The 11,588-nt window shown below is 71.8% G+C and carries 11 protein-coding genes; 5 read left to right on the top strand and 6 right to left on the bottom strand.

The annotated features are described in order from the left end of the window. Positions 1-358 precede the first annotated feature (358 nt). The 5 genes from EWH70_RS15825 to kstD are packed head-to-tail and all read right to left on the bottom strand — an operon-like array spanning position 359 to position 5,301. Positions 359-1,216 carry a MaoC/PaaZ C-terminal domain-containing protein gene (locus tag EWH70_RS15825; protein WP_130476151.1) on the bottom strand — a complete coding sequence of 286 codons (858 nt, stop codon included), beginning with the start codon at positions 1,214-1,216 and terminating at the stop codon, positions 359-361. Between the two features lie 9 nt (positions 1,217-1,225). Next, on the bottom strand, positions 1,226-2,236 hold the full coding sequence (locus EWH70_RS15820; RefSeq protein ID WP_130476278.1) for a ferredoxin--NADP reductase: 1,011 nt from the start codon (positions 2,234-2,236) through the stop codon (positions 1,226-1,228). Beyond that, positions 2,229-2,471: a hypothetical protein gene (locus tag EWH70_RS15815; protein ID WP_130476150.1), complete on the bottom strand. Its 243-nt coding sequence runs from the start codon at positions 2,469-2,471 to the stop codon at positions 2,229-2,231. The genes EWH70_RS15820 and EWH70_RS15815 overlap by 8 nt, the downstream gene beginning before the upstream one ends. Next, complete coding sequence (locus tag EWH70_RS15810; RefSeq protein WP_130476149.1) at positions 2,468-3,610, bottom strand: 3-ketosteroid-9-alpha-monooxygenase, oxygenase component; 1,143 nt, start codon at positions 3,608-3,610, stop codon at positions 2,468-2,470. Before EWH70_RS15810 ends, EWH70_RS15815 begins: the two co-directional genes overlap by 4 nt. Then, the gene (gene kstD / locus EWH70_RS15805) at positions 3,607-5,301 is read right to left on the bottom strand and encodes a 3-oxosteroid 1-dehydrogenase (RefSeq protein ID WP_130476148.1); all 1,695 of its coding nucleotides are present in this window, start codon (positions 5,299-5,301) and stop codon (positions 3,607-3,609) included. Before kstD ends, EWH70_RS15810 begins: the two co-directional genes overlap by 4 nt. 100 nt (positions 5,302-5,401) lie before the next feature. Here kstD and EWH70_RS15800 point away from each other — a divergent pair, with 100 nt between their 5' ends. The 5 genes from EWH70_RS15800 to hsaB are packed head-to-tail and all read left to right on the top strand — an operon-like array spanning position 5,402 to position 10,458. Then, on the top strand, positions 5,402-7,009 hold the full coding sequence (locus EWH70_RS15800; RefSeq protein ID WP_130476147.1) for an FAD-binding protein: 1,608 nt from the start codon (positions 5,402-5,404) through the stop codon (positions 7,007-7,009). Between the two features lie 10 nt (positions 7,010-7,019). Beyond that, entirely contained in the window at positions 7,020-8,189 is a 1,170-nt protein-coding gene (hsaA, locus tag EWH70_RS15795; RefSeq protein ID WP_130476146.1) for a 3-hydroxy-9,10-secoandrosta-1,3,5(10)-triene-9,17-dione monooxygenase oxygenase subunit, read from the top strand. Then, positions 8,186-9,019, top strand: a complete 834-nt coding sequence (hsaD, locus tag EWH70_RS15790; RefSeq protein ID WP_130476145.1) for a 4,5:9,10-diseco-3-hydroxy-5,9,17-trioxoandrosta-1(10),2-diene-4-oate hydrolase — start codon at positions 8,186-8,188, stop codon at positions 9,017-9,019. Before hsaA ends, hsaD begins: the two co-directional genes overlap by 4 nt. Before the next feature lie 3 nt (positions 9,020-9,022). Beyond that, a complete protein-coding gene (gene hsaC / locus EWH70_RS15785) occupies positions 9,023-9,925 on the top strand; it encodes an iron-dependent extradiol dioxygenase HsaC (protein ID WP_130476144.1) in 903 nt (300 codons plus the stop codon). Further along, a complete protein-coding gene (gene hsaB / locus EWH70_RS15780; RefSeq protein ID WP_240687002.1) occupies positions 9,922-10,458 on the top strand; it encodes a 3-hydroxy-9,10-secoandrosta-1,3,5(10)-triene-9,17-dione monooxygenase reductase subunit in 537 nt (178 codons plus the stop codon). The genes hsaC and hsaB overlap by 4 nt, the downstream gene beginning before the upstream one ends. Here hsaB and EWH70_RS15775 read toward each other — a convergent pair. Beyond that, entirely contained in the window at positions 10,400-11,572 is a 1,173-nt protein-coding gene (locus EWH70_RS15775) for an MFS transporter (RefSeq protein ID WP_240687001.1), read from the bottom strand. The two genes, hsaB and EWH70_RS15775, sit on opposite strands and share 59 nt — an antisense overlap. Positions 11,573-11,588 lie beyond the last annotated feature (16 nt).

The raw sequence follows: 11,588 nt of genomic DNA, 5'->3' as shown, positions 1-11,588 counted from the left end.
GAACGTGCAACTCGCGGGTCCGGAACGGTCGACTCGCGGGTCGGGAAAGGAGGACTCGCGCGACGGCCCGGTCGCGTGAGCGACCGGCACCACGTGAGAACCCGGTCCACATCGTGAGTTCTGCGCTCACGCACGCGAGTTCTGCATTCCGGCACGCGAGTTCTACGTTCCGGTACACGAGTTCCACGCTCGAGACCAGCCACCGCGACCCGACTTGGCCGAGGCCCTGTCGTCTCATGTGATGAAGGTGGCCTTCACGAGCTTTGTGGCCCGCGCGGAACGTACAACTCGCGCGTCAGAAGTTACGACTCGCGCGCGAGAACGTACGACTCGCGTGCGAGAAGCTACGACTCGCGGGTCAGGCGGGGGTGAGGACGGCGTCGGAGAGGACGAGGGCGTCCTCGCGGGCGGGGGCGGTGGTGTGCACGACGTAGCGGCCGTCCTCGTGCCAGACGTGGGTGCGCAGCGGTTCGCCGGGCAGGACGATGCCCGCGAAGCGGGCCGACCATGAGCCCACCTTGGCCGTGTCGCCGTCGAGGACGGCGTCGGTGACGGCCTTGGCCACCATCCCGTAGGTGCACAGCCCGTGCAGGATCGGCGTCTCGAACCCGGCCGTCCGGGCGAAGTCCGGGTCGACGTGCAGCGGGTTGCGGTCGCCGCACAGCCGGTACAGCAGCGCCTGCTGCGGCAGCGTCGGCGTGTCCAGCACCAGGTCCGGCTCACGGTCCGGCGGTGGTACCCGCTCGGACTCGCCACGACGGCCACCGAACCCGCCCTCGCCGCGGGCGAAGATGCTCGACGTCAGCGTCCACAGTGGACCATCAGCGCCGGTGGCCACCGTCTCGCTGATCACCACCGCGGCCTTGCCCTTGTCCAGCACGTCCACCACCCGGGTCCGCGCGACCGCCTCGCCCGACGTCGGGATCGGCCGGTGCACCGTCACCGCCTGGGTGCCGTGCACGACCTTCGCCAGGTCGATCTCGATTCCCGGGTACGACACCGCGGGCGGCTCGAACGTGCGCAGGTTGGCGGCGACCGTGGCGAACGTGGGCAGCACCTGCAGGTCCCGCTCGTAGGTGTAACGCAGCTCCCTCGGGTCGACCGGGTCCGCGCCGGCGCCCACGGCCAGGTGGTAGAGCTGGACGTCGGCGGGCGTCCAGGCGAACCGCACCTCGCCTGCGTCGGCGCCGATGGCCACCTCGGGGTCGATGGGCACGCCGTCCTCCTACTCGTAGGTCACCTCGACCTCGTCCGACACCGGCAGCGACTGACACGCCAGCACGATGCCGTCCTCGAGGTCCTCCGGCTCCAGTATCTCGTTGTTCAGCATCCGCACCTCACCGGAGGTCACCCGGCAGGCACACGCGCTGCACTGCCCGGCCCGGCACGACGACGGCGCGTCCAGCCCCTGCTCCAGCAACAGGTCCAGCAGCTTCTGCTGCCGCGGCCAGGCCAGCGTCCGCTCCTGCCCGTCCAGCGACACCCGGACGCTCGCCGGCGCCTCACCGGACTCCACGACGGCGGCCGTCTCGGTGAACGGATTACCGCCCAGCGACACGAACTTCTCCCGGTGCACGCGGGGCACGCCGAGGTCGCGCAGCGCCGCCGTCGCCGCCGTCATGAACGGCCGCGGCCCGCAGACGAACGCCTCCCGCCCGGGGTAGGGCGCCGCCAGCGCACGCAGCGTCTCCGTCGACGGCAGTCCCTGCACGCTCTCCAGCCAGTGCGTGACGACCAGCCGTTCCGGATGGGCCGACGCCAGTTCCCGCAGCTCGCCAGCGAAGATCACCGACCGCTCGTCACGGTTGGCGTACACCAGCGCCAGTTTGCCCTCGCCCTTGGCCAGTACCGACTTCACGATCGACAGCACCGGCGTGATCCCGCTGCCGGCGGCGAACAGCAGCAGGTCGCCGTCCAGCGAGGCCGGGGTGAACACGCCCGACGGCGGCAGCACCTCGATCTCGTCGCCGGGGCGGACGTTGTCGCAGATCCAGTGCGAGGCGTAACCGCCGTCGGTGCGCTTGACCGTCACCTGCAGCCGGTCGCCGGTGTGCGGCGAGCTGGACAGCGAGTAGCAGCGCGCCACCGACCCACACCGGTCACTGGGAATGCGCAGGGTGAGGAACTGGCCCGGCCGGTAGTCGAACCGCTCGGGGGCCGACTCGAACACGATCGACCGCGCGTCGGCGGTCTCCGCCACGACGTCGGCCACCCGCAGCCGGTAGGACTCAACCACCCAGCTCACCGGCCAGCGCGGCCCGCGCGATCGTGGCGGACAGCCGCTCGCAGGTGTCCAGCAGCGCGGGGGAGTCGGACCCAGCCAGCACCGGGCAGCTCGCGCTGGTGGTGGTCCACTGGATGCTGGTGTGCTGCGGGCTGTTCTTCTTCACCAGCACCTTCGTGCCGCACGCGTCGCAGGCCAGCGGGCGCAGCCCGCCGGAGAGGAACTCGGTGCGCTCGTCGGTGGTCATACCCCGGCTGCCTTCTGGCGTTCCAGGTTCTCGGCCACCTCCGCCGCCCACACCTCGTTGGCCCGCGTGGTGTCCACTTCGAACTCGAACCGCCGCGTCATGTCCGGCTCGACGTCGGCGACGTCGACGTAGAACTGCTCGTACCAGCGCCGCAGCTGGTAGACCGGGCCGTCCTCCTCGCACAGCAGCGGGTTGTCGATGCGGGTCTTGTTCCGCCAGATCTCCACGTCCTGCAGGAACCCGACACCGATGCTCTTGGCGAACTTGCCCGCGATCTTGTCCGCCTGCTCGTCGTTCACCCCGGGCAGCTTCTTGACGCTCACGCCCCACTGCAGCACGAACGACGTCGGCGTCACCGGGTAGTGACAGTTGATCAGCACGTTCTCGATCTCGAAACCCTTGTAGGTGTTGAGCAGCTTGTTGATCATGTAGGACGGCCCGAAGTAGGACGCCTCCGAGCGCAGCAGGTTCTCCTCGCCGCCGTAGTTGGACGCCATGCCGACGTCGGGGCGGCCCTTGGTGTTGAGGTACTGGGTGGCGATGTGGCCCTCGAACACGTTCTTGAAGTAGGTCGGAAACGCGTAGTGGATGTAGAAGAAGTGGGCCATGTCGACCATGTTGTCGACGATCTCGCGGCAGTTGGACCCTTCGATCAGCACCGAGTCCCACGTCCAGTTGCTCCACTCGCCGGTGAAGATGCCCTCGATGCGCGGGATGCGGACGTCCTCCGGCGGCGGGTTGCCCTCCGGGTCGTTCCAGACGAACAGTTGCTTGTTCTCCTCCAGCGTCGTCCACGCCCGGGTGCGCGCCCGCAGCGGAACCCGCTTGGCGTACGGGATCGACTTGCAACGGCCGTTGCCGCCCCACCGCCAGTCGTGGAACGGGCAGGCCACCTCGTCGCCCTTGATGCTGCCCTGGGTGAGGTCGCCGCCCATGTGCCTGCAGTATCCGTCCAGCACGTTGAGCTTGTCGTCGGACTCGGTGTGGAACACCACCAGCTTCGTGCCGAACGCGTTGACAGCGTGGGGTTTGCCGTCCTTGAAGCTGTCGGCCAGTCCCAGGCAGTGCCAGCCGCGGGCGTACCGGCTCGGCGGCGCGCCCACGTCGATGGTGCGGACGGCCGGGGTGGACTCGCTCATCGCGTACCTCCCGTTGTGCGCTGCTCGGCGACGCTTGATCGATTGTTGGTGGCAAGGTGCAGCGCCGCAAGGTAGCCGAAGACCATCGCGGGCCCGATGGTCGCGCCGGGCCCGGCGTAGGTGTGGCCCATCACGGCGGCGCCGGCGTTGCCGGCCGCGTACAGGCCGTCCAGCACCGTTCCGTCGGGGCGCAGCACCCTGGCGTGCTCGTCGGTGCGCAGACCGCCCTTGGTGCCGAGGTCGCCCGGAACCACCCGGACGGCGTAGAACGGCGGCACCTCCAGCGGGCCGAGGCTGGGGTTGGGTTTGCTGCGCGGGTCGCCGTAGTAGTGGTCGTAGGCGCTGCGGCCGCGGCCGAAGTCGGTGTCCTCGCCCGCCTTGGCGAAGCCGTTGAACCGGGCGACGGTCGCCTCCAGGGCCTCGGCGGGCAGCCCGGTCTTCGCGGCCAGGCCGGCCAGAGTGCCCGACTTCGCCGCGATCCCGGCGTCGAACCACCGCCGGGGCAGCGGCTGCCGCGGTCCGATGCCGGTGAACATGTACCGGTTGCGGTAACGCTGGTCGAACACCAGCCAGGTCGGGATGTTCACGCCCGGCCCGTCGCCGGGGCCGTACATGGCGTGCACCGCCTCGACGTAGGGCGCCGACTCGTTGACGAACCGCCTGCCCTCGCCGTTGACCAGCAGCGAACCGGGCCGGGACCGTTCGGCGAGCGCGAACCACGGCCCGCCGGTGAGCGGGAACGACGGTCCCCACCAGGCGTCGTCCATCAGGTCGACGGCGGCGCCGAGCGCGAGGCCCGCCTGGATGCCGTCACCGGTGTTGGCGGCAGCGCCGACGGTCCATTCGGTGCCGATGGGCTGGCGCTGGTACCGCTCGCGCATCTCGGCGTTGCGTTCGAATCCGCCGCTGGCCAGCACGACGCCCCGCCGGGCGGTGACCGTCTCGGTGCGGCCATCCCGCTCGACGACGACGCCGGTGATTCTGCCGTCGGCGGTGGTCAGCTCACGCATCGGCGTGTTCAGCCAGACCGGCACGCCTGCCTGCGACAGTCCCGCTCGCAGACCGGCCGCCAGTGCCTGGCCCATCGACAGCGGCCGCCCGCCGGTCAGCCGTGCCCGCAGCCAGCGGCCGCCCACCCGCAGCAGTCGCGCGGCACCGCGGGGATGCCGGGCGAGCAGGCTGAGCCAGCGGTAGTCGGCCTGGGTGATGGCGACGCCCATCGGCGCCGCGCTGTACGGCGGTTCCAGCTCGGCCAGGTGCTCGCCGAGTATCCGCCCGTCCATCGGGCGCGGCTCGACCGAGCGGCCCTTGGGTCTGCCGCCCGGTGCCTCGGGGTGGTAGTCGGGGTAGCCCGGCACCCACATGAACTTCAGCGGTGCGTGCGCGCAGACGAACGCGAAGGCCTCCGGGCCGCGCCGGACGAACGTCGACCGGAGTACCTCGGGTACGACGTCGCCGACGATCGAGGCGAGGTAGCGCTCGGCGTCCTCGGTGGTGTCGGCAACGCCCGCCGCCCGTAGCGCGTGGTTGTTCGGGATCCACACCCCGCCCCCCGACCGGGCGGTGGATCCACCGAAGCGGGCTGCCTTCTCCACGACGACGGCGGACAGACCCTTACGCGCGGCGGTCAGGGCGGCGGCCATTCCCGCGGCGCCGCTACCGACCACGACGACGTCGAACTCCGCGGACATCCCACCTCCGACGTGAAACGTGTTCCAGAAAGCTGGAGTGCAGTTCCTGGCCGTGCTCGTCACCATAGACGAGAACGTGTTTCAGTTCTAGAGTCGGGGTGTGGAACTGCGGGCGGACGTCATTGTGGTCGGGTTCGGCGCCGCGGGCGCGTGTGCGGCGATCGAGGCCGCCGACGCCGGTGCCGACGTGCTGGTACTGGACCGGTTCGCCGGTGGCGGCGCCACCGCGGTGAGCGGCGGTGTCGTCTACGCCGGTGGCGGAACCGCCGAGCAGCGGGCCTGCGGCATCGGCGACACGCCGGAGGCGATGCTGGCCTACCTGCGCATGGAGGTCGGTGACGTGGTCGCCGACGCCACGCTGCGCCGGTTCTGCGAGGGCAGCGCCGGGATGCTGGACTGGCTGCGTGGCCACGGCGTGCCGTTCGAGGCCAGCCTGTGTCCGGAGAAGACGTCCTACCCCGGCAACCGGCACTACCTGTACTACTCGGGCAGCGAGGCGTCCGGCGGGTTCCGCGACGCGGCGCCGCCCGCGCCCCGCGGGCACCGCGCCCACGGCCGCGGCACGTCGGGCAAGGTCCTGTTCGCCGCGCTGGCCGCGGCCGTCCGCGCGCGGGCGAGGGTCATGCCCGCCACCCGGCTGACCGGCCTGCTGACCGGCCCGGACGGTGCGGTGACCGGCGTGGTGGCCAGCACGCTGGCCGGAGCGCCCGCGCCGGTGCGGGCCGCGCACCGGTACTACGCCCGCTACGCGGCCAAGCCGGGCCTCTACGTTCCGGCCCTGCGCAAGACGCTGCGCCGCCGGGTCGAGTCGCTGGAACGCCGTTACGGCAAGCGGATCGAGATCACCGCCCGGCGCGGTGTCGTGCTCGCCACCGGCGGGTTCGTCGCCGACCGCGAGCTGATGCGGCAGCACGCGCCCGCCTACCGCGGCGGGCTGCCACTGGGCACGATCGCCGACGACGGCACTGCCATCCGGATGGGTGCGCAGGTCGGCGCCGCCACCGGTGAGCTGGGCCGGGTGTCGGCGTGGCGGTTCCTGACGCCGCCCGCCGCGTTCCTCGGCGGTGTCCTCGTCGACGCGGACGGGCGGCGGATCATCGACGAGTCCCGTTACGGCGCCGCCATCGGCGAGGCCATGGTCACCCGGCACGGCGGGCGGGGGTGGCTGCTGGTGGACAGTGCGACGCTGGCGCGGGCACGGCATCACGAACGCGGGCACACCCAGTGGTTCCAGCGGCTGCAGGCCGGCTACCTGCTGCGCGGCCGGGCCACCGGTGCCACGCTGGCCGAGGTGGCCACGAAGGCCGGCGTCGACCCGGACGGCCTGGGCGCCACCGTCGCCGCGCACAACGCGGCGGCCGCGGCGGGGGAGCCGGACCCGGCCGGCAAGCCGGCCGAGTTCGTCCGGGCACTGGAGAATCCGCCGTACGCGCTGATCGACCTGTCGATCAAGCCCAGCATCGGCTACCCGTGCCCGATGCTCACCCTCGGGGGGCTGGCCGTCGACGAGGACACCGGCCAGGTGCGGGCCGCCGGTGGTGGTCTGGTGCCCGGTCTCTACGCGGCCGGACGGGCCGCGGTGGGAATCTGTTCTCGTTCCTACGTCAGCGGGCTGTCGCTGGCCGACTGCGTGTTCTCCGGCCGCAGGGCAGGGGAAAACAGCGCGCTTGCGCTGGGCGAACTCGACAAAAACGAGAACGTGTTCTAGTCTCGTGTTCATGAGTGAACACGGTGTCATCGCCCGGGTGCGGCAGCTGCTGCCGACGCTGCGGGACCGGGCGCAGGAGACCGAGGACCTGCGGCGGATACCGGACGAGTCGATCAAGGCACTGAGCGAGACGGGCTTCTTCCGGCTGCTGCAGCCGAAGCCCTACGGCGGCGACGAGGCCGACCCGGTGACGTTCTACACCGCGGTCAAGCTGATCGCCGGGGCCTGCGGATCGACCGGCTGGGTGGCGTCCATCCTCGGGGTGCACCCGTGGCACGTCGCGTTGTTCGACGCCAAGGCGCAGGAGGAGGTCTGGGGCGACGACGTCGACACCCTGGTCTCGTCGTCCTACGCGCCGATGGGCAAGGCGACGGTCGTCGACGGCGGTTACCGGCTGTCCGGCAGGTGGAGCTTCTCCTCCGGCTGCGACCACTGCACCTGGGTGCTGCTGGGCGGCCCGGCGTTCGACGCCGACGGCAGGCCGGTGGACTTCTGCACCTACCTGCTGCCGATCGCCGACTACACGATCGTCGACGTCTGGGACACCGTCGGGCTGCGTGGCACCGGCAGCAACGACATCGTCGTCGAGGACGTGTTCGTGCCCGCCCACCGGGCGCTGAGCTTCACCGCGACCGCGAAGTGCGTGACGCCGGGCCAGAAGGTCAACCCCGGCCCGCTGTACCGGCTGCCCTACGGGTCGGTGCACCCGAGCACGATCACCGCGCCGATCATCGGCATGGCACAGGGCGCCTACGACGCGCACGTCGAGTACCAGCGCCAGCGGGTCCGCGCCTCCTACGCCGGTGAGAAGGCCAACGAGGACCCGTTCGCCAAGGTACGCATCGCCGAGGCGGCCAGCGAGATCGACGCCGCGTGGCTGCAGCTGACCCACAACATCGACGAGCTGTACCAGCTCGCGTGCGCGGGCGAGAAGCTGCCGTTCGCCACCCGGCTGCGGGTCCGCCGCGACCAGGTGCGCGGCACCGAGCGGGCGATCGCCGCCGTGGACCGGCTGTTCGAGAACTCCGGCGGCAAGGCACTGCGGGCGGGGACACCGATCCAGCGGTTCTGGCGCGACGTGCACGCCGGGCGGGTGCACGCGGCCAACGATCCCGAGCGGGCCCACCTGATGTTCGGCGCGGGCGAGTTCGGCCAGACCGTCGAAAGTGGACTGGTATGAGCGAGTTCGTCACGACGGCGGCCGGGTTGCGGCTGCACTACCACGAGACCGGAACCGAGCACGACGAGACCGTGATCCTGTTGCACGGCGGCGGTCCCGGGGCGTCCGCGCACAGCAACTTCGGCCGCAACCTGCCGGTGTTCGGCAAGGCGTTCCGCACCATCGCCGTCGACCAGCCCGGATTCGGCAGGTCGGACAAGCCCACTGAGCACCCGCAGTACTTCACCCACAGCGCGAACGCCGTCGTCGGCCTGATGGACGCGCTCGGCATCGAGAAGGCCCACCTGGTCGGCAACTCGCTCGGCGGTGGCGCGGCGGTCCGGCTGGCGCTGGACCACCGCGACCGCGCGGGCCGCCTGGTACTGATGGGACCGGGCGGGGTGAGCCTCAACCTGTTCGCCCCTGATCCGACCGAGGGAGTGCGGGCGCTGTCGGCGTTCGCCAAGGACCCCACCCGCGAGCGGATGGCGGCGTTCCTGCGGATCATGGTGCACGACCAGTCGCTGGTCACCGACGAGCTGATCGACGAGCGGCTGGCCGTGGCGAGCACACCCGAGTCGCTGGCGGCCATGCGGGCCATGGGGGCGTCGTTCGCCCGGCCGGACAGCTACGAGCAGGGCATGCTGTGGCGGGAGGCGTACCGGCTGCGGCAGCGGGTACTGCTGATCTGGGGCCGCGAGGACCGGGTCAACCCGCTCGACGGCGCCTTGCTGGCGTTGAAGAGCATTCCACGCGCGCGGTTGCACGTCTTCGGTGGCTGTGGGCACTGGGCGCAGCTGGAGAAGTTCGACGAGTTCAACCGGCTGGCCATCGACTTCCTGCGGGGGTGAGACATGGGTATCCGATCGCTGGGCTACCTGCGGATCGAGGCGACCGATGTGGACGCCTGGCGGGTGTTCGGGCTGAAGGTCCTCGGCATGGTCGAGGGCAAGGGACTGCGTGACGACGCGCTGTACCTGCGGATGGACGACTTCCCGGCGCGGCTGGTGATCGAGCCGGGGGAGCAGGACCGGTTGTCGCGCACCGGCTGGGAGGCCGCCAACGAGGCCGAGCTGGACGAGGTGCGGGAACGGCTGCAGGCGGCGGGCGTGCCGTTCAAGGAGGGCACCGCCGAGCAACTGGCCGACCGTGCGGTGACCGGGCTGATCGAGTTCGACGACCCGTCCGGCAACACCCAGGAGGTGTTCCACGGTGTCGCGTTGCAGCACCGCAGGGTGGTCAGCCCGTACGGGCACACGTTCGTCACCGGCGAGCAGGGCCTCGGGCACGTCGTACTGTCTACTCACGACGATGCCGCGTCGCTGCGGTTCTACCGGGACGTGCTGGGGTTCCGGCTGCGGGACTCGATGCGGCTGCCGCCGCAGATGGTCGGCAGGCCCGCCGACGGCGAGCCGGCGTGGCTGCGGTTCTTCGGCTGCAACCCGCGTCACCACAGCCTGGCGTTCCTGCCGATGCCGACGCCGAGCGGGATCGTGCACCTGATGGTCGAGGTGGGCGAGACCGACGACGTCGGGCTGTGCCTGGACCGCGCGCTGCGGCGCAAGGTGCCGATGTCGGCGACGCTGGGCAGGCATGTCAACGACCTGATGCTGTCGTTCTACATGAAGACGCCGGGCGGGTTCGACGTCGAGTTCGGCTGTGAGGGCAGGCAGGTCGACGACGAGAACTGGATCGCGCGGGAGAGCACCGCGGTGTCGTTGTGGGGCCACGACTTCTCGGTGGGTGCGCGGCAGTGAGCGTCGTGCCGGTGGCCGTGGACTCGGACCGCTTCCGGGCGGTGCTGGGCCACTTCTGCACGGGGGTGGCCGTGGTGACGGCACACGACGGGGAGCAGCCGGCAGGATTCGCCTGCCAGTCGTTCGCCGCGTTGTCGCTGGATCCGCCGCTGGTGTTGTTCTGCCCGGCGCGGCGGTCCCGGACCTGGCCGGTGATCGAGCGGGTCGGCGCGTTCGCGGTCAACCTGCTGGCCGGGCGGCAGCAGGAGGTCAGCGCCGTGTTCGGCGCGCCGGGGCCGGACAAGTTCGCCGCCGTGGACTGGACGCCGGCACCGTCCGGCGCTCCGCTGCTGGACGGGGCGCTGACCTGGGTGGACTGCACCGTCGAGGCCGTGCACCCCGGCGGTGACCACCACGTGGTGATCGGCAGGGTGACAGCGCTGGGCGGGGTGTCGGCGGACCGGCCGCTGCTGTTCCACCGCGGCCGCTACACCGTCACCCAGGACGCGGGGCCGGGTCTGCCGTCGTGGCCGCGTCCGGACGACTGGTTCTAGCCGGTCGCACCAGGCCGCCGGCCAGGGCGACCGCGGTGGCGACGAGGAAGGCGGTCACCGGGCCGTAGGTGTCCGACAGCAGCCCGATCAGCGGCGCGCCCGCCGCCTGGCCGACGGCGACCAGCAGGAACGCGGCGCCGACACCGAACGCGGGCCGCTCGGCGTAGACGCGGGTGGCCCACAGCAGCGCCAGCCCGGTGAGCGCGATGTAGGACGCGCCGAACACCGCGCCGGCCGGCACGGTCACCACGACGTGGTCCGCGGCCAGCGCGAGCGTGGCGGTGGCCGCGCCGAGCGCGACCATGGTCGCCGTCCAGGCCCGTCCGGTGCCCAGTTTCGTGGCGAGGTCGCCGGCCAGCCCGCCGAGGATGCCTGCCGCGCCGAGCACGATCCACACCAGCGTCGAGGTCAGCGCGCTGGCCCCGCCCTCGGTGACCAGCACGTCCCTGCCGAACGTCCACACCGCCGCGCTCGACACCCCGAGCGCGGTCGCGGCGATCAGCAGCCGGGGGGCGCCGGGCGGCAGGACCCGGGTGCGCGAGCCGGGGGTGACGGCGGCGGGCCCGCCGGGTACGGCGAACGCGATCCAGACGGTCACGGCGGCGGCGATGGCGGCGAACGCCCACCAGGCGGCTCGCCAGCTGTCGTCGGCCAGCAGCGCGACCGGCCCGGAGACCAGCACCCCGGCGCCGGTGCCGGAGTTCACCACGGCCTGGATCCGGTCGGCCCGGTGCGCGGGGACCCACTTGGCGACGGCGTCGGCCAGCGGGGGAGAGGCGAGGCCGGTGCTGGAGCCGCCGACGACCACCCCGACGGCGAGCAGCGCGGCCGTCGGCGCCGAGGCGATGAGCGCGGTCCCGGCCGTCGCGGCGATGCCCGCGGCGACGGCGACCGGCCGGGCGCCCCAGCGCTGGGTGGCCAGCGACGCCACCACGATGGCCACGCAGTACCCGGCATAGCTGGCCGAGGCGATCACCCCGGCGGTCGCGCCGTCGAGATGGAACTCCTCGCGCAACGCGGGCACGAACAGTCCGTAGGCGAACCGGGCCAGCCCGTAGCACACGGCGACCAGCGAAAGGCCTGCGGCGGTGATGGCCAGTTTCCGTTGCACCACGGTGCCTTTCAGGTAG

This window comes from Amycolatopsis suaedae (assembly GCF_004214935.1).
Classification (GTDB): domain Bacteria; phylum Actinomycetota; class Actinomycetes; order Mycobacteriales; family Pseudonocardiaceae; genus Amycolatopsis; species Amycolatopsis suaedae.
Note: the sequence above shows the minus strand (reverse complement) of the source record. Positions and strands in the feature narration are given on the sequence as shown.

Excerpts from the sequence above, each read along its gene's own strand:
- EWH70_RS15815 (WP_130476150.1), bottom strand. The coding sequence starts at position 2,471 with ATGACCACCGACGAGCGCACCGAGTTCCTCTCCGGCGGGCTGCGCCCG.
- EWH70_RS15810 (WP_130476149.1), bottom strand. The coding sequence starts at position 3,610 with ATGAGCGAGTCCACCCCGGCCGTCCGCACCATCGACGTGGGCGCGCCG.
- kstD (WP_130476148.1), bottom strand. The coding sequence starts at position 5,301 with ATGTCCGCGGAGTTCGACGTCGTCGTGGTCGGTAGCGGCGCCGCGGGA.
- hsaA (WP_130476146.1), top strand. The coding sequence starts at position 7,020 with ATGAGTGAACACGGTGTCATCGCCCGGGTGCGGCAGCTGCTGCCGACG.
- hsaD (WP_130476145.1), top strand. The coding sequence starts at position 8,186 with ATGAGCGAGTTCGTCACGACGGCGGCCGGGTTGCGGCTGCACTACCAC.
- hsaC (WP_130476144.1), top strand. The coding sequence starts at position 9,023 with ATGGGTATCCGATCGCTGGGCTACCTGCGGATCGAGGCGACCGATGTG.